General features: G+C 49.1%; 15 protein-coding genes and 1 pseudogene. 15 read left to right on the plus strand and 1 reads right to left on the minus strand.

The features are described from left to right. Positions 1–11 precede the first annotated feature (11 nt). From JCM10914_RS16695 to JCM10914_RS16755, 14 genes and pseudogenes are all read left to right on the plus strand, one after another. Positions 12–749, plus strand: a complete 738-nt coding sequence (locus tag JCM10914_RS16695) for a hypothetical protein (RefSeq protein WP_023963112.1) — start codon at positions 12–14, stop codon at positions 747–749. Then, a complete protein-coding gene (locus tag JCM10914_RS16700) occupies positions 689–2,590 on the plus strand; it encodes a DUF5696 domain-containing protein (protein WP_148300224.1) in 1,902 nt (633 codons plus the stop codon). Before JCM10914_RS16695 ends, JCM10914_RS16700 begins: the two co-directional genes overlap by 61 nt. 46 nt (positions 2,591–2,636) lie before the next feature. Next, on the plus strand, positions 2,637–3,275 hold the full coding sequence (locus JCM10914_RS16705; protein ID WP_023963116.1) for a carbohydrate ABC transporter permease: 639 nt from the start codon (positions 2,637–2,639) through the stop codon (positions 3,273–3,275). Beyond that, positions 3,272–3,484: a hypothetical protein gene (locus JCM10914_RS31905; protein ID WP_023963118.1), complete on the plus strand. Its 213-nt coding sequence runs from the start codon at positions 3,272–3,274 to the stop codon at positions 3,482–3,484. The genes JCM10914_RS16705 and JCM10914_RS31905 overlap by 4 nt, the downstream gene beginning before the upstream one ends. An 18-nt stretch (positions 3,485–3,502) precedes the next feature. Then, the gene (locus JCM10914_RS16710; RefSeq protein WP_023963120.1) at positions 3,503–4,483 is read left to right on the plus strand and encodes a carbohydrate ABC transporter permease; all 981 of its coding nucleotides are present in this window, start codon (positions 3,503–3,505) and stop codon (positions 4,481–4,483) included. A 52-nt stretch (positions 4,484–4,535) separates the two neighbouring features. Continuing rightward, positions 4,536–6,230: a carbohydrate-binding protein gene (locus JCM10914_RS16715; protein WP_158442475.1), complete on the plus strand. Its 1,695-nt coding sequence runs from the start codon at positions 4,536–4,538 to the stop codon at positions 6,228–6,230. Then, positions 6,179–7,210: a hypothetical protein gene (locus tag JCM10914_RS16720; protein ID WP_052019846.1), complete on the plus strand. Its 1,032-nt coding sequence runs from the start codon at positions 6,179–6,181 to the stop codon at positions 7,208–7,210. Before JCM10914_RS16715 ends, JCM10914_RS16720 begins: the two co-directional genes overlap by 52 nt. A 361-nt stretch (positions 7,211–7,571) precedes the next feature. Next, positions 7,572–8,423: a polysaccharide deacetylase family protein gene (locus JCM10914_RS16725; protein ID WP_231638685.1), complete on the plus strand. Its 852-nt coding sequence runs from the start codon at positions 7,572–7,574 to the stop codon at positions 8,421–8,423. A 67-nt stretch (positions 8,424–8,490) separates the two neighbouring features. Next, positions 8,491–8,988 (plus strand): pyridoxamine 5'-phosphate oxidase family protein, encoded by a 498-nt coding sequence (locus JCM10914_RS16730; protein ID WP_023963128.1) that lies wholly within the window; start codon positions 8,491–8,493, stop codon positions 8,986–8,988. Positions 8,989–9,211: 223 nt separating this feature from the next. Beyond that, positions 9,212–9,805, plus strand: coding sequence for a TetR/AcrR family transcriptional regulator (locus tag JCM10914_RS16735; RefSeq protein WP_023963129.1), 594 nt, complete (start codon positions 9,212–9,214; stop codon positions 9,803–9,805). Between the two features lie 12 nt (positions 9,806–9,817). Then, entirely contained in the window at positions 9,818–10,591 is a 774-nt protein-coding gene (locus tag JCM10914_RS16740) for an alpha/beta fold hydrolase (RefSeq protein WP_023963131.1), read from the plus strand. A gap of 75 nt (positions 10,592–10,666) precedes the next feature. Then, a pseudogene (locus JCM10914_RS16745) lies at positions 10,667–11,877 on the plus strand (acyl-CoA dehydrogenase family protein). 133 nt (positions 11,878–12,010) lie between these two features. Beyond that, positions 12,011–12,679: a hypothetical protein gene (locus tag JCM10914_RS16750; protein ID WP_023963137.1), complete on the plus strand. Its 669-nt coding sequence runs from the start codon at positions 12,011–12,013 to the stop codon at positions 12,677–12,679. A 223-nt stretch (positions 12,680–12,902) separates the two neighbouring features. Beyond that, a complete protein-coding gene (locus JCM10914_RS16755) occupies positions 12,903–14,210 on the plus strand; it encodes an O-acetylhomoserine aminocarboxypropyltransferase/cysteine synthase family protein (protein ID WP_036718694.1) in 1,308 nt (435 codons plus the stop codon). A gap of 141 nt (positions 14,211–14,351) precedes the next feature. On the opposite strand, the gene JCM10914_RS16760 is transcribed toward JCM10914_RS16755, so the two are convergent. Further along, on the minus strand, positions 14,352–15,698 hold the full coding sequence (locus tag JCM10914_RS16760) for an LLM class flavin-dependent oxidoreductase (protein ID WP_023963141.1): 1,347 nt from the start codon (positions 15,696–15,698) through the stop codon (positions 14,352–14,354). 379 nt (positions 15,699–16,077) lie between these two features. Between JCM10914_RS16760 and JCM10914_RS16765 the strand changes: the two genes are divergently transcribed. Next, positions 16,078–17,799: a CocE/NonD family hydrolase gene (locus tag JCM10914_RS16765; RefSeq protein ID WP_023963143.1), complete on the plus strand. Its 1,722-nt coding sequence runs from the start codon at positions 16,078–16,080 to the stop codon at positions 17,797–17,799. Position 17,800 lies beyond the last annotated feature (1 nt).

Here is a 17,800-nt window from a genome sequence, read left to right on the forward strand (position 1 = left end):
GGCAGATACTGATGAACAGCAAGTGGAAAATAACTCTAATTAGTGCAACTGTCCTAACTATGCTGGCTGGGGCGAGCATTTATCAAGTCTCGGCCGATCCGGTGCCGGATGCATCGTCATCCCAGGTATCCGACGAGCAGCCGTTCCAGACGTCAAGCGGGACAGCAGCGGGTCATGCCGGACAGGGGGCAAATCAGACCTCTGCCCAAGATGAGATCAAGATGGATCTGGCAGCGGAGAATGAATTTCTGGCGCTGTACTTCAATCCTGAGACGACAGAAATTGCTGTAAGAATTAAAAAAGACGGTTCGGTGTGGTTCTCAAATCCGCAAGCCCGCGAGCAGGATGGCAAGGCATCGGGCTTTAACAAAGCCATGCTGTCGAGCCAACTGCTGCTATCCTACTCTGACAGCAGCGGCAAGCCGCAACAGTATAACAACTTCAGCCAAAGCGTGCAGTACCAGCAATTTGTGCATGAAAAGCTGGAAGACGGGATTAAAATTACGTATACCGTCGGCGAGAAGCTGCGCGGAGTGGAGCAGGTTCCGCCCTTCATAGGCGAGGAACGGTTCCAGATGCTGATTCTTGACAAGATCCAGGATGAAAAGGTGAAGAGCGATATGCTCAACCGCTTCAAGCTGAATGAAAAGAAGAAAGCGTACGAACGCCGTGACAAGGCTTTGAACGGATGGGGCTTACGCGCACGCTCGAAGTATTTAAAGAGGTGGGTTATACCGAGGAAGAAATGAACATCGACCGTCAGACCTTTGCAGACGGTGAAATCGCGAGTCACGCACTATTTGTCCTTCCTATTACTTACCGGCTCGTGGGCGATCAGTTCGTCGTACAGGTGTCCACCGAGGAGGTTGATACCAAGGGCTATTACTTGCAGAATCTTTCGGTACTTCCGTATTTCGGTGCTGCTGGAACGAATGAAGACGGATATATGTTCGTACCGGACGGGTCGGGCTCGCTTATTCGGCTCAATAATGGCAAGCTGGACGCGGCTCCCTATAATGAGGAGCTGTATGGCATTGATTTGACCCGTGAGAATAAGTTTAAACCACTAAACGGCGACCCGGCGCGACTGCCTGTATTCGGGATGAAGAAGAATGATCAGGCATACCTCGCCATCATTGAGGACGGGGATGGAATCGGCCGAGTTGAGGCTGATATTAGCGGCAGAGCGAATTCGTATAACTCGGTTTACAGCAGCTACGCAATTAACATATCCGAGCCGCTCACATTAAGCGGCAACTGGACGACACAGACGGTATCGAAATTTCAAGCTGAATCCTATCATGGAAACCTGACCATCAGGTACGGGTTTCTTAATGGCGAACAAGCAAGCTATGTCGGTATGGCATCCTTGTACCGCTCATACCTGGCTGACAAATACAAGCTGGCAAAATTGGAATCCAAAGCACAATCTCCGTTCTTCGTTGAATTGATTGGCGGTGTGCCGAAGCAAAAGTTTTTCCTTGGTATTCCTTATACCTCCTATGAGCCGCTGACAACATTCGAGCAAGCTCAAGAAATTCTGAAGGAGCTGAAAGGTGGAGGCTTAGGAAGTATCAAGCTGCGTTATACCGGCTGGTTCAATGGCGGTATTCATCATTCCATCCCTACCTCCATCTCCGTTGACGGGGAACTCGGCGGGAAGAAGGCTTTAAACAAGCTGATTACCTATAGCAATAACAATGGGGTGGAGCTGTATCCGGATGCATCCTTCACGAATGTGCTGCGGGAAACATGGGGGTTCAGTCCGAGAAAGCAAGCGTCGAGAACCATTACCAATTCGATTGCGAGCATCTATCCTTATGATCTGGCTGGCTATTTCAAGCAAACCTGGCTTGACCCGGCTTATGTGCTGTCACCGCTCAAGCTTGAAGGTATCGTGGATGATTTTTACAGCGACTTCAAGAAGCTGGACCTGTCTGCTCTTTCCTTGAATGACATGGGGAATACTCTCAATTCCGACTATAATCCCAAGCATATGGTGACCAGAGAGGGCGCAAAACAGATTGTGCAAGAACAATTAGCCAAGCTGGGGGCAAATACCAAGTTGATGGTTTCAGGCGGCAACAGCTACGCAATTCCTTACGCCGACAGCGTCATCAACGCACCGGTTTCGAGCAGCGGCTACAACATTACCGATCAGAGTGTTCCGTTCTATGAGATTGCGCTTCACGGCTATGTTGATTATGCCGGTACGGCGCTTAATCTGGGCGACGACCAGGACATTCGCTCGAATATGCTGAAGGCGATGGAGACCGGCTCGAATCTGAATTTCAAATGGTTCTATGCCAAGTCATCCTCGGTGAAGGAGACGGAGTTCGACTACTTATATTCGGCGCAGTACAAAAATTGGATTAACGAGGCGACTGCGGCCTATAACGAAGTGGATGCGGTGCTGGGCAAGGTCCGAACCCAGACGATTAAGGATCATGAAATGCTGGAGAAAGGCGTATACCGCACCACATATGAAGATGGAACAACGGTGGTCGTCAATTACAACGACTATGCCATCAACGTAGAAGGAGATACCGTCGAACCGTTGGGATACCTTATTGGAGGCGAGCGCAAGTGAAGCTACCCAGAATGACGCTACATCAGAAGCAGAAGTATAAAGGGGTATGGTTCGTCCTCCCGTGGTTTGCAGGTTTATCTTACTGTTTTTAATTCCGATGATTAACTCTTTGCGTTACAGCTTCAGCACCTTGAAGGTGGATGAGAACGGGCTCGCGATTATTGGCGCAGGCTGGGCGAACTATAAAAATGCGCTGTTTGAAAATGAGAGCTATGTCAGAACATTAACCGAATCGATGCTGAACATGGTCATTAACGTGCCCTTAATCGTTATTTTCAGCTTATTCGCTGCGGTGCTGCTTAACCAGAAGTTCAAGGGAAGAGGCCTTGCAAGGGCAATCTTTTTCCTACCGGTCATTTTGGCTTCCGGCGTGATCGCTTCGCTTGAGAGCGGAGACTACATGCAGGGAGTCATCCGGGGAGCCACTCAGTCCACTAGCGGCGAGTCCGCTATGTTCCAAAACCTTGAGCTTGCACGGTTCTTATACCGCTCCGGGGTCAATCATTACATTGTTGAATATTTGGTCGACGCGGTGAACCGAATTTATCAGATTATTACCTCGTCCGGTGTACAGATTCTTATTTTCTTGGCGGGACTGCAGTCTATTTCGGGCTCGCTGTATGAAGCTCCAAGATTGAAGGCGCTACGGCATATGAATCGTTTTGGAAAATTACGTTTCCGATGATTAGCCCGCTGATTTTGACGAATGTTATCTATTCCATCATCGATAATTTGCTGAGCAGCCCGACAACCCGTCAAATACGAGATACGGCTTTCAAGAGCTTTCAGTTTGGACTTAGCGCATCGATGGCCTGGATCTACTTCTTGGTCATTTCCATTTTCCTGTGGATTGTGGCCGCATTGATTTCAAGGAAAGTATTCTACTATGACTAACCGCCAAGGAGGGGCAGCATGAAGACAGAAACGACACAACCGTCGCAACCGTCGCAACCGTCGCAGGGGCTGTTGAGCCAATTGTGGCAGCGAATGGCCAAAGGAAGCTTCTGGTTGAACAAGCTAAAGAAGTGGCTGTGGATATTTATCCGGTCGGTGCTGATATGCGGGATTTCATTTATTATTCTCTACCCGATTATGATTAAGATCATAATTGCAATCAAAGATCCGGTTGATATGTATGATGCGACGGTTGTCTGGATACCGAAGCACTTCACACTAGATAACTTCGTGCTTGTAATCAAAGCACTGAATTTTCCTAAGGTTTTATTGAACACCGTGATGCTGTCCGGCACGGTCATGGTGCTGCAAACCTTTTGTTGTGTGCTGGCTGGCTATGGCTTCTCGCGCATGAAGTTTCGCGGGAGCGGCCTGTTGTTCGGCTGCGTCATTTTTACGATTCTGGTGCCGCCGCAGACGATCATGATTCCAACCTATTTGCAATATAAAAGCTTAAACATGATCGATACCTACTGGCCGTTTATTATTTCCTCCATTCTCGGCATAGGCTTGAAAACCGGCTTGTTCGTTTATATTTTCCGCCAGTTCTTCAGAGGAATGCCGAATGAAATCGAGGAGGCAGCGCTCGTTGACGGTACTGGTACCTTCGGGACGTTTTGGAAAATTGTTTTGCCGAACGCCATTCCATCTGTCGTTACGGTGATGCTGTTTTCCTTCGTATGGCAATGGAACGATTCCTTCTACACCGGGATGATCCTGAATGAGGCGAAGGTCATGTCATCCATGCTTTCTACTGCGGGTGCGCAGATTCTATTCTTCCTTACGCCGCCGGGACAAGATGTGCAGCCGGACCCGTTGTATTTGTCCATGATTCAGAATACGGCAATCTTAATGGCGATTTTGCCGTTGATTATTATGTATCTGTTTGTACAACGGCATTTCGTAGAGAGCATGGAGCGGAGTGGTCTCGTTGGATAATTTTATAAAGGGCTAAAAGGGTATCCCTCTGGCCTAAAGGTTGGTGATGTCATTGAAAAAGGGAAGGACGGCTGGACTTATTGCTGCTCTGGTCCTTGTTATTGGAATCGTATTCATTATTTATCGGGTAGCTGCTACGAAGGAGGGAGAGCAAGTTCAACCGGCTATAGCAGAGAATAGCGCAGCAGAGATGGAGAAGAACACAGAAGAGGAAGGTGGTCTCCCGGTGGAGGAAGCAATTGTTGAATATACCTATGAAGCAAACGATCCTAGCAATATACTGGAGGGTCCTCATACAGAAATTGCGGATTGCAAGTATTGTGAGAATGGACAGCAGGTCGGAGGTCTCTTCGAAGGCAGTTCTGTCCAGTTCAACCATATCGAGGTGCCTGAAGCAGGCTCTTATATTGTGAAGGTGTATTACACCTCCGGAGACCCGCGCTCCTTCTTCGTTCAAGTAAATGGAACCGGTGAAGCGGAAAAATATGATTTACCGGAAGTCGGCAAAAACGATTGGGAATCGGTCGGAACCTATGAATTTGCTGTTGAATTGGTAGCAGGAAACAATAAGCTGTTATTTTCGGACGGGGGCTGGTATTCTCCGAATCTGGACAAAATTGTGATCCGCAAGGCGCCTGCAGCAGATGCTGTCCAGGACCCTGCCGCAATGTGGGGCGAATCGGGCAATATCGGCGGGGAGCTGAATACGTCGAATTATGGCTCCATTCGGGTGACTCAACATGAGAAGGGCTTCGTGATTGGTAGCAGTGCCTATGAAGTTCTCTATAATACAGAGACGGGGCTTGCCGGCTATTCCTGGCAAGGCAGCATGATTGCGAAGGGCGTCTATGGCAGCGTGAAGCTGGGAGATCAGCTTGTGCGTAGCCTCGAACTGGATACGCATCAGCTACTGGCGGACCAGATCGTCCCTGTACAGGACGGCCACGGGAAGGGCATTAAGTTGACGGTCCGCAATGAGAAGCCGGGACTGCCCACATTTGATCAAATCTATTACTTTTATGAAGGTGTGGATTATTTCATAACCGAGCAGGAAATTAGCGGCAGCAGCGAGCTGAGCTCCAATTATATGGCGCCTGTAGTGCTCAACACAGCAGGCGGTGTTGATCTAGGCCAATATGGGGATAATCGTGTGCTATTAGTGCCGTTCGATAATGACGCCTGGTCCAGGTATGTGTCCAAAACAATGAATACAAGCCTGAATAACGATAAGTATATCAGTTCGGAAGTAACGGCTATCTTTGATAATGTCAGCCGTAACGGACTTGTGGTCGGATCGGTCACCCATGATACCTGGAAGACTGGGGTTTACTGGGGCGGGTCGGATAACCGGCTAAATGAGCTTAAGGTTTACGGGGGCTTCACCTCCCGTAATGTCACTTATGACCGGATGGAGCATGGGGCGATCTCTGGCACCACGCTGAAATCCCCGCAGATCTTTGTAGGCTTCTATAGTGATTACCGGGACGGGATGGAGCTTATGGCCGTGCGAATGCAGCGGTTGCTCCCCCGCTCAGCTTCGGGCCGAATATCCCGCAAGGAGTCCCAGTCGGCTGGAACAGCTGGGGGGCGTATGTCGATAAGCTGTCCTATAACAAGATGGTTGCTGTCTCGGATTTCTTCCATGACCATATTCAGAATAAATCCTTTAACAACAAGGGTGATATTTATATTAACATGGATTCCTTCTGGGACAATATCCCGGAGGAGAAGCGGCTTGAGCTGGTAGATAAAATTCGCAAGAATAACCAGCGGCCAGGCTCTTACCATACTCCGTTTGTCTATTGGGGCAAAAATATGCTCCAGGAGGTTGAAGGGACAGATGGCAAATATACGTATGGCGATATTGTGCTCAAGGACAAAAATGGCATCATCGTTCCCGCTCTCATGGGATATGCGCTCGATCCTACCCACCCGGGCACAAAGATGAAGATGGACTACGATATTGAGCGGTTTAAGAAAGCCGGCTATGAATTTCTCAAGCTTGACTTCATTACCCATGCAGCTCTGGAGGGCGACCACTACGACAAGAATGTGAAAACAGGTATTCAAGCCTTTAATCAAGGGATGGCGTATCTGATTGAAAAGCTGGAGGGAACGATGTTTGTGAATACCTCTATTGCACCGATATTCCCGAGCCAGTATGCGCATGCCCGCCGGATATCCTGTGATATTGACGGTTCGGTTGGCTCAACGGAATACCAGCTGAACAATTTAACTTATGGCTGGTGGCAGAACGGCACGATCTATCATTATACGGACCCGGATTACATGACATTGGAAAAGGGAGAGACGCTGGAAGGGGCCCGAACGAGAGTTAACGCGGCGGCTATTTCCGGAACGATGTTCCTGAACTCTGACGATGTTACTAAACCGGAGGTTCAGAAGCTAATGCAGCAGCTGCTCACAAATCCGCGGATCAATGAGCTGGCTGTGAGCGGGAAAGCCTTCCGTACGGTTGAGGGCAATACAGGAGCGGGGTCATCGGATATATTTGTGATGGAGAACGATGGGGTTTATTACCTGGCTGTCTTCAACTTCGCCACCAATGATGCCGCAAAGAACGTAGATCTGGCTAGAGCCGGCATACCTGGTGACTATAAAATAACAGATATGTGGACAAACAAGGAAGTCAAGGCTACTGACGGTAAGCTGGGGCTGTCTCTGACGGCCAGGGAGTCGAAGCTGTATCAATTTACGCCCTCCTGAGTAGGCTCTTGTATTGAGAAATCTGTTTTTAAGAAAATGATAGTTTGAAAATTTGAATAATTACAGTCGTTATAAAACAGAAAATAGATGCTAAAAAAGGTGCCATATCATAGCAACAAAAAAACAGTGAGTACTGGTTACCCACTGTTTTTTGTATTGTTATGATGCCACGTATAGAAATCTATTTTTATTTATTTTTACTTCAATAAATGAAATGATTTCGTTCTGAAGAGACATAAGAGTTTCAATAGAGGGGTTAATCAGATGCGCTTGATTGAAATAAACGCATGATTTGCTGCAATTCAGCAAACAATTTAAGGAAGGAAAGAGCCGGGGATTGGAACAAGGAGGGGATATCATTTTGAAATCGCATCGTGTTATATCGTTAATGCTGGTTGTAAGTTTATGTATGGTAACGAGCTGTGCTCAGAAAAATGCGGAGCATCAATCGGAAGCGGAACCGCCTCGGATAACACAGCAATCGACAGATTTGGATACCGAGCTCATCGGAAACAAGGATACGACAGAGAAGCTGGAAACTCTTTCTTTAGCTGAGCTTGCCAAGGAATACAGGAGCACACTTATCCTCCGAGGACCAGGGAATAAGCGTGAAGTGGCCTTGACCTTTGATGATGCGCCGGACGAAACATTCACGCCGCAGATATTGGATGCATTGAAGCGTGAAGGGGTTAAGGCGACTTTCTACGTGGTGGGTAATCGGATTGAGGCGTATCCTCACATTTTTAAGCGGATCGTGCAAGAGGGGCATGTGATAGGCAACCATTCTTACAATCATGCCAATTTGCCGAAGCTGAGTGATGCAGAATTCCGCGATCAGGTAATTACAACAGACCTGCTTATCAGTCAATTTACGGGCAAAATCCCGAACATTATTCGACCTCCGTACGGAAACATCAGCGAGGAACAGATCAAATGGCTGGCGAGCCAGAACAAGAAGGTTATTAACTGGAATGTCGATTCTTTAGACTGGGAAGGACTAACACCTGAGGAAGTGGAACATAACATTCTGTCGACCGTCACTCCGGGAGCGATTGTCCTGCAACATGCCGCGACAGGCACTGGCGGGGATTTGTCGGGGACGGTGCAGGCCCTCCCGAATATCATTAGCAAGCTTAGAAGCGATGGGTATAGACTGGTAACCGATACGGAAATGTTAGGGTTGGAGGATCAAGCATCAACGCTGTTTCCATAACCCTCTCGTTTAATATTAACGCTACGCGTGTAATTACAGACTAAATTATGAAATCGAGGTGATTCTCTTGTCAAAAGAAACGGTTGTGAATACAGAAGCAGTAGAAACCGTGAAGGAAATAATCAAAGACGTGGAAACAGCCATGTTCGCTACGATATCGGAAGGCGGTATTAATTCCAGACCGATGCAGACCCAAGAGATCGAGTTCGATGGAGACCTGTGGTTCCTGACGATGCGGGATACGAGCAAATATCAAGAGATTCTGGCAAATCCGAACGTGAACGTTGCTTATGTCGGTAAATCCTATGTATCCATTCGTGGTCGAGCCGAGGTGGTAGAAGATCTGGCGAAGAAGAAAGACATGTGGAATGCCGCATATGGCAAGTTCCTGCATACCACGTACGACGATCCTAATGTGATTCTGATTAAGGTCGATACCGATACCGCAGAATATTGGGAGACGGGCAATAAGACCAAAACGGTGAAAGCTTTCTTCAAGCAATTGGTGGGGCAAAAAGAGGTGAAAGGCAAATCGGAGCTGAACCAAACGGTTGACCTCGATTAGTGAGAGATATGCTATCTGTCAGTCTGAACGTGTATGGGGTATTCCCCGATGCACGTTCTTTTTATGCAATAATGCACAACCAGTTCACCGAATGCACAAGGCCTTGGACATCAAGGTCTTTTTTACTTTTACAAAATTCAGGTATCTGGTTTACACATGGCAAAAGGTATGAAATAATAATTAGTAAATATTCATTTACTAATTATCGCGGAGGATCTGAATCATGGCTAGACCACGAGCTTTTCAAGATGAAGTGATCTTTCATGGCGTATACCAGGCTTTATGCAAAAAAGGTTATGGGCAAGTAGCATTAACGGATATAACCGAAGAAGTGAGTATCTCACCGGCGGCTTTGATGAAGCGATTCGGTTCGAAGAAGAACTTGTTTCTGGCGTACGGCGATTATGTCCTGGAATTAACGCGACAAGCTTTTCAAGATGCCAGCCAATCGAATTTATCGAGGGTCGAGGCGTTAAAAGCCGTATTCAAGCACTCAACGGGACGAATGAAAGATCCTGTGGAGTTAGCGAACCATACGTCCTTCTATTTAGAAGGAACGGCTGATCCGGATTTGCTGGAGCGCACGAGGTCCAGACTGCGACTGATCGATGACCATACGCAGCACATGCTAGAGCAGGCTATTGCCAGCCAAGAGATTATTCCGTGCGACGTAGCCAAGGTGAGCAGGGTGCTGCAATCGGCGATCGGCGGTGCGATGTTGATCTGGATTAAAGAATCAGACCGGACATTGGACGAATTGTTTGATGAATGCTTTGAGATGATTTTTGCTTCGTTAATGAATTCCGACATAGACTGAGGAGGACATGATATGCCCCTTTTTAATGGAAGAGAAATTGACCTGTATTACGAGGTGCAGGGAGAGGGGGCCCCGCTTCTCTTTACGCATGGGGCTTCGTGGAACCATAAACAATGGCAGCCACAAGTTGATGATTTCTCGCCAAAATATAAAACCATCGTGTGGGACATTCGGGGACACGGTCTATCCTCCTTGCCGGACGGAAAAGTGGATTCAGAGGATTTCAGCAGGGATTTAGTGGATCTTCTTGATCATCTGGATATAGGCAAGGCGACTTTATGCGGATTATCTCTAGGGGGACATATCTCGCTGCAAACCGCTGTTCGCTATCCTGAAAGGGTGGAATCTTTGGTGCTCATAGGCACTCCATTTACTAATGCGTTCAATGGGTTCGAGCGAATGTTCGTGCCCTTGAATCGTTGGTCGAGTTACATGATGCCGATGAAGTTATCGGGGAAAATTCAAGGCAGGATGCTATCCAAGTTCAATAAGAGCAATCAAGCATACATAGAAGAGGCCTTCTGTTCCATTCCACATTCCAACTGGGTTCGTCTGTGGGATGCGATTACCCGCATGGAAAGTAAGCACGACTTGGCAAAGATACAATGTCCAACATTGCTCCTTCAGGGTGAGCATGACACGATGATCCGCAGGCAACAGGTGTATATGCAGGAGAAGATTTCGAACTCTCGATTGCAGCTCATCAAGAACGCCCATCATGCAACTAATCTAGATAATCCGCTTGACGTGAATGAAGCTATCGCTGCATTTTTGAGCCTTCGTTGACACCCCAAAATGAGGTTGCTACAATTTTAAGTATATAACCATCGGAATACAAGGCTTACAAAGGGAGGGACGAATTTGAATCCATACGATGCCGCAGATCCATTCATACGTAATGAACGCGAAGCGACGATCGCTGCCCGGGCCGACAGGCTCGGGGCCATATTTGCGGAAAGAGCTCCTAAGCATGATTTGGAGGGGTCGTTTCCGTACGAGAATTTTGAAGATTTAAAGGAATCCGGCTATCTGAAGTTAACGGTCCCTCAATTCCATGGGGGAGAAGAGGCCTCAGTATACGAGATGGTACTGTCTCAGGAAAGACTTGCGCGAGGGGATGGCTCGACAGCGCTCGCTGTCGGTTGGCATATCGGACAAATCCTGCAGCTTCGTACTTCGGGAGCTTGGCCAACGCCATTATTTGAGAGACTGTGCAAGGACGTCGTCGCAGAGGGCATCGTCATTAATGAACTTGCGAGTGAGCCCGCAACCGGAAGTCCCAGCCGGGGCGTCGTCCGGAGACGACGGCGGTCCGAGCAGAAGGGGGCTGGAGGATAACGGGCCGCAAGACCTTTAGTACATTAAGTCCGATTCTGAAGCAGTTCGTGGTGACGGCAGGTATTGCAGACAGTGAGAAGGTAGGGGCCTTTCTGGTCCATAGCGGACCAGGCGTGAAGGTGGAAGAGACCTGGAATACGATGGGGATGCGAGCGACCGGGAGCCACGATGTCATTTTGGATGACGTGTTTGTGCCGGATGACGAAGTCATTCGTGGTGTGGATGATGAGAAACCGATGAATCCCGTACCGACGGAAGGTATATTGCTTCATATCCCGGCATGTTATATGGGGATAGCTTATGCTGCCCGGCATTATGCGATTGATTTTGCGAGACACCATCAACCGAATTCATTGCAGGTTCCGATTGCAGAACTGCCCAATATTAAACGCCAGATCGCAGAGATAGAAGTCGACCTGATTACCGCGCGCAGTTACTTGTACCAAGTAGCGGACCGCTGGGACCAAGCGCCGGAACAGCGTTCTCTGCTGAAACCGGAATTGGGCCTGGCCAAATATATCGTAACCAATGCAGCCCTTCGTATCGTTGATCGGGCAATGCGCATCGTGGGTGGCCTCAGTCTCTCACGCGCGCTTCCACTGGAGCGAATGTACCGGGATGTCCGTGCAGGGCTGCATAACCCGCCAATGGATGATATCGTCCTGATGAATCTGGCCGACCGTGCCATACGAGAATCGGAGGAGACCAGAACGAGCCTTGGGAATCAACACTAACGAATAACCGCCGGATGATTTCATCCAGCGGTTATTTCGTATTGAGATACAGGTCGATATCCGGTCCGGTTAGCTTCCTTGCGAAACGGGTATTAATTGGAATTGAGGCTTGATTCCGAAGGGAGACGAAGCGATGGATTCGGTACTATTTTTGATTTTGGCTGCTGTGTATATGATATTGTTCGCATATGGATTCATTCTGATGAAGCTGGATTCCAGGCCGGGACTGCGTTACTTGCTCCTGTTCGTGACTGCCGGATTGGTGTGGGATAACGCCATCATAGGTGCAGGTATATTCATTGGAGAAGGACCGCTGCTGGAGCAGTTAAATGTAACCAGATACTGGATACATGCAGTAGCAACGCCGCTGCTGGCTATCGTATCCTATGATTTAATCCGTCAAGCCGGCAGTCCATGGGCAAGGAAGAAAGCTGCGGCAGTGGGAGCCTGGCTGTTCACGGCCGCGCTGATCGTGGTAGAGCTGATAACGGAAACATTGCCGCTTGTAGTCGAGCCATCCTTGGAATATGGAGCGCTGCGTTATGTACCTGTGGAAGCTTCCGGTCCGCCGTTGATGGTCATTGTCATTCTGGTACCGCTGCTTGCAGCCGGTATAACGGCCTGGCGGAGAAATAAATCACCCTTGCTGCTGATCGGCACCATACTCATGGCACTGGGAAGCGCTTTTCCAATCCCCATAGAAAGCTCCGCGGTTACGAACGTATTTGAACTGCTATTGTTAGTATCGTTGTGGCTGACCATCCGTAAACTGACATTTTCTCGCACGGTATCTTTACCCTAATAGGTTAAACCAAGAGTCGCGTTCACGCATTGACATAACCCAATGATGGACGTACAATAAGACTACTAAATCAGTGGGTTTAATTGGATATAACGTATATGCGAAGTTGACCAGATACACTGGAGACTGAAGGCGTTCCTAGCAGAACGATTCCTTCAGTCTCCTTTTTTATTTGTTACAACAGGCAAAGGAGCTGAGCGCATTGACAGAGGAGCAGGATCGTGTGAAGAGATGGAGATTCGATACATTACAGGTACATGCAGGACAACAAGCAGACCCGGTCACAGGTGCAAGGGCGGTGCCGATCTATCAAAGCTCTTCGTTTGTATTTAAGAATACGGAGCACGCTAAGGCGGTGCTGAATTTTGAAGAGCCAGGCAATACGTACACACGAATCAGTAATCCAACGAATGAAGTGCTGGAACTGCGAATCGCTGCGCTTGAAGGTGGTACAGGTGCTCTAGCCGTTGCTTCGGGCTCCACCGCAGTAACCTATTCCATCTTCAACATCGCGGGTGCGGGAGATGAGATTGTTGCAGCCAATACACTGTATGGTGGTACGTATAACCTGCTCGCAGTTACGCTGCCGAAGCTTGGCATTATCACGTCGTTTGTTAATCCGGATGATCCTCAACATTTTGAAGAGGCCATCAATGATCGCACGAAGGCCGTGTTCATCGAGTCCATCGGTAATCCTGGACTGAATGTGCCCGATATTCAGCGTATTGCGGATATCGCACATGAACACGGGATTCCTCTGATCGTGGATAACACTTTCGGTACACCGTATTTGATTAGACCCTTCGAGCACGGAGCAGATATCGTTATCCATTCTGCAACCAAATACATTGGAGGCCATGGCACGACCATCGGCGGATTAATCGTGGATGGAGGAACGTTTGATTGGGACAGCGGTAAGTTTCCGGGATTAACCGAGCCGGATCCCAGTTATAACGGTATTCGTTATGTAGAGAAATTCGGAGATACCGCTTATATTACGAAGCTGCGCGTTCAATTTCTGCGAGACATCGGAGCGGCAATTAGCCCGTTCAACTCCTTCCTGCTGCTGCAGGGTCTAGAGACCTTGTCCCTTCGACTGGAGAAACATCTGGCTAATACCGTTCGTATCGTACACTATCTTAATGACCATCCTGACGTCGCTTGGGTCAATTACCCGGCGCTTGCTGCAAGTCCTTATTATTCTCTTGCCCAGCGATACTTTCCCAAAGGCGCCGGCTCCATCTTCACTTTCGGGTTGAAAGGAGGATTCGAGGCGGCCAACCATTTTATCGATAACTTGGAGCTATTTTCACATTTGGCCAACGTAGCCGATGCAAAATCGTTGGTGATTCATCCTGCCAGCACAACCCACGCTCAGCTCTCACCGGAACAGCAGCTTGCCGGGGGGATTACCCCGGATTTGATCCGTCTATCGATCGGCATTGAGGATCCGCTCGATCTGATCGAGGATCTGGAGCAAGCGTTGTTGAAGGCTAGAAGTTCAATGAATAACACAGCGAGCGCGCTGTAAAGCTGCCCTATAGGAGGCCAACCCGCAAGACGGGCTGGCTTCCTTTTCTAACACATAACGAAAAACCGCGAGTGATGTCCTATCTGACAACATACTGCGGTTTCTTAATTTTGGTCGCTTATTCATCAACGCGGAAGCGAATTATAAAACAGCTTGTTCTGTTGCAGTGAAGCGATTAGGAGGGACACTTAGGCCGATATGTTCGCGCAGCGTGCTTCCCGTGTAATCCAGCCTGAATAATCCCCGCTCTTGCAGGATCGGCACGACGCTGTCCACGAAATCCTCCAATCCTCCAGGCAATCCCGGAGCCATGAGCATGAAGCCGTCAGTTGCCCCCCCATTGAACCATAACTCTAACGTATCGGCAATCTTCTCCGGCGTGCCTACGAGATGGTCACCGCTGAAGGAGCCGATAATGAGCGAATAGATTTCCCGCAGCGTGGGATTCTCTCTTGCAATGACGGGCTGATGCTTGGGATAGTCCGGATTCTTCGCTTGCAGCACATCGAGACCGGCCTCTCTGGCTGTAGTTTGGGGAGTGTATCCGCTGAAATCCACCTCTTTGAAATAATCCGCCAAGAAGCCGAGGATGGTCTCATCGGTCAACAGCTCCTCGAACTGCCTGCGTTTTTGCTTAGCGTCGTCCTCCGTTATTCCGATAATCGGTGATATACCAAGAATAATATGGACCTCATCCGGATTTCTGCCGGAATCGGCAACTCTTCGTTTGAAGGACTGATAGTATTCCCGTGCATCCTCGAAGTTGAATTTGATTGCGAATATTACTTCACCCACTTGTGCGGCAAATTGTTGCCCAGCGCTGGAATTTCCGGCTTGAACCAGCACCGGCTGCCCTTGAGGAGAGCGAGCGATGTTTAGCGGGCCCTCAACCGAGAAAAATTCACCCTGATGGCTGATACGATGCAGTTTCGTAGGGTCGAAGAAGCGGCCGGATGTCTTGTCGAAGATAAAGGCGTCATCCTCCCATGAATCCCATAAACCACGGACGACCTCCACAAATTCGGTGGCTCTGAGATAGCGGTGTTCTAACTCATAATGTTCCGCCGCACCGAAATTCCTTGCGGTATTGCCGGATAAATCACGGGTCGTGACGATATTCCAGCCGACCCGGCCCTTGCTGATCTGATCGACTGACATCAGTTGACGGGCAAGATTAAAGGGCTCCACGTAAGAGGTCGAGGCTGTAGCCACCAGTCCGATCCGCGAGGTTGCTCCAGCAAGTGCAGAGATGAGCGTGATCGGCTCGAAGCGGTTCAGAATATTGGGGTGCGATTCCTCGTTGATGGCCAGGCTGTCGGCTAAGAATACCATGTCAAATTTACCGCGTTCTGCGGTCTGGGCAAGCTGCCGGTAATAGTCAATGTCAATGCTGGCGCCGGGATAAGCGTCAGCGAGCTTCCAGGAAGAGGCATGCATACCGGTGCCGACAAGATAAGCTGACAATTTCATTTCTCTTGCTCGAGTCATGATATCACTCCTTCATTCAATCTAAAAAAGAAAGACACCTCCCCTTCGTAAGACGAAGAGAAGATGTCTCCAGTTGACTGGTAGATCATAGTTATATATTCTGATCGGAATTATAAATGATTCAGCTTATCTGAATGTTAATCAGGGATTACATCATTGTCAACCCGTAAATTTAGACACTGGAGACGTTTTAAATACCATATTGACGAAGCGTACAAACTGCGTTACGATATCACACAATACCAATTGTAACCATCGGAATAATGCCATTTACCAGTCAACTGGAGATGTCTGCTGCTGATTAGAGTCAGCGCGGCATCTCCTTTTTGCTTTCTCAATCGACGGTTATCTTATTTTCAGTCAGAAAGGTGTAATCTTCATGTCCATTCATGCTTCGATTCGGATTGAACGAGGGGTGGCAGTCCCCATGCGGGATGGTGTGCGCCTCCATGCGGATATTTATCGCCCGAATGACGATTTGCCCTATCCTGTATTGTTACTGAGAACTCCCTACAACAAGGAAGATGCACAAACGATGAATTACGCGCATCCCAGCTGGTATGCTCGGCACGGGTATGTGGTAGTCATACAGGACACTAGAGGAAGGTGGTCCTCGGAAGGAGATTTTCACCCCTACCTGCATGAGGAGGAAGATGGTTATGACACCATTGAATGGGCGGCATCGCTCCCGCAAGTTATTCCGCGAGTAGGGCTGTACGGCTTCTCCTATGCGGGTGCCGTTCAGTGGCTTGCAGCATTGAGCCGGCCGCCGCATTTATCCTGCATCGCTCCCGGGATGATCGGCTCGGATTCTTATCAGGGCAAGGCGTACAGGAACGGAGCGCTAAACCTTGCTCTCCAGCAATCCTGGATTTTGTTCGCAGCACAGGATACTGCACTTCGCCAAGGCAGAAGTGATTGGGTGCAGGAGCTGTCTGCGTTGTATGCGGATGTCCATGCTTATTACAAACGCTTGCCGCTGTCTGATCCACCAGAATCGGTTAAGAAGCTGGCTCCCTACTATTTGGATTGGCTTCAGCATCGGAGCCGGGACGATTACTGGCATTCCACATCTCTAAGGGAACGATATGAGTTGGTAGAAGTGCCTGCTCTACATATCGGCGGGTGGTATGACATTTTTATCGACGGAACGATCGAGAATTTCACGGAGATACGGAGACGGGGAGCGACACAGAAGGCAAGGGAGCACCAATATTTATTCATTGAGCCGTGGTTTCACATGCCTTGGTCAAGATACGTCGGTGAATTGGATTTTGGTCCTGAGGCGGCCAACCGGATCGATGAGCTGCAGCTCGCATGGTTTGATCGCTGGCTTAAGGGGGTTGAGCCCAGCGTCGAGCTCGCGCCGGTCACTTACTTCCGGATGGGCACCAATACTTGGCACGAAGAGCAGCAATGGCCACCGGCTGGAACCGTGAATACCGCCTATTATCTGCATAGTACCTCCAAGGCTAATTCGATCAACGGAGACGGCACGCTAGACATACTTCCTCCAGCAGAAGAATATGCGGACACCTACGTGTACCATCCATCAATTGCGGTACCGGCACTGGGAGGCCGATCCGGTGCGGTACCGGATTTGACACCGATGGGTCCGCGCAACCAGATTTCGGTGGAAATTCGAAATGATGTGCTGGTGTATTCATCGGCACCGCTCGGTAACGATCTTGCGCTTGCGGGTGAAGCGAAAGTTGAACTGTATGCGTCCACTTCAGCCGAGGATACGGATTTCGTAGCGAAGCTGGTGGATGTGTATCCCGATGGACGTTCCTACAATATTGCCGAAGGAATCTTACGGGCTAGCTTCCGCAATAGTCTGTCCGAGCCTGAGCCGGTCGTGCCGGGCGAGGTGATTCGATATGAGTTCTCCCTCGGACCCACATCCGCCGTATTCCGTCAGGGACATCGGATTCGGCTTCATGTCAGCAGCTCGTTGTTCCCTACCTTCGACCGTAACCCGAACCGATGGGTGAGTCCGGGCGAGGTAACAGAGGCTGATTTTGTGACGGCGACCCAGTGCATTTACCATGATGAGCGGTATCCTTCGAAGGTTTGGTTGCCGGTGATTCATGAAAGATAGA

Source organism: Paenibacillus sp. JCM 10914, from assembly GCF_001315105.1.
GTDB lineage: Bacteria > Bacillota > Bacilli > Paenibacillales > Paenibacillaceae > Paenibacillus_AQ.

Excerpts from the sequence above, each read along its gene's own strand:
- JCM10914_RS16750 (WP_023963137.1), top strand. The coding sequence starts at position 12,011 with ATGGATTCGGTACTATTTTTGATTTTGGCTGCTGTGTATATGATATTG.
- JCM10914_RS16700 (WP_148300224.1), top strand. The coding sequence starts at position 689 with ATGGGGCTTACGCGCACGCTCGAAGTATTTAAAGAGGTGGGTTATACC.
- JCM10914_RS16760 (WP_023963141.1), bottom strand. The coding sequence starts at position 15,698 with ATGACTCGAGCAAGAGAAATGAAATTGTCAGCTTATCTTGTCGGCACC.
- JCM10914_RS16735 (WP_023963129.1), top strand. The coding sequence starts at position 9,212 with ATGGCTAGACCACGAGCTTTTCAAGATGAAGTGATCTTTCATGGCGTA.
- JCM10914_RS16720 (WP_052019846.1), top strand. The coding sequence starts at position 6,179 with ATGGATTCCTTCTGGGACAATATCCCGGAGGAGAAGCGGCTTGAGCTG.
- JCM10914_RS16765 (WP_023963143.1), top strand. The coding sequence starts at position 16,078 with ATGTCCATTCATGCTTCGATTCGGATTGAACGAGGGGTGGCAGTCCCC.
- JCM10914_RS16705 (WP_023963116.1), top strand. The coding sequence starts at position 2,637 with ATGGTTCGTCCTCCCGTGGTTTGCAGGTTTATCTTACTGTTTTTAATT.
- JCM10914_RS16740 (WP_023963131.1), top strand. The coding sequence starts at position 9,818 with ATGCCCCTTTTTAATGGAAGAGAAATTGACCTGTATTACGAGGTGCAG.
- JCM10914_RS31905 (WP_023963118.1), top strand. The coding sequence starts at position 3,272 with ATGATTAGCCCGCTGATTTTGACGAATGTTATCTATTCCATCATCGAT.
- JCM10914_RS16695 (WP_023963112.1), top strand. The coding sequence starts at position 12 with ATGAACAGCAAGTGGAAAATAACTCTAATTAGTGCAACTGTCCTAACT.
- JCM10914_RS16710 (WP_023963120.1), top strand. The coding sequence starts at position 3,503 with ATGAAGACAGAAACGACACAACCGTCGCAACCGTCGCAACCGTCGCAG.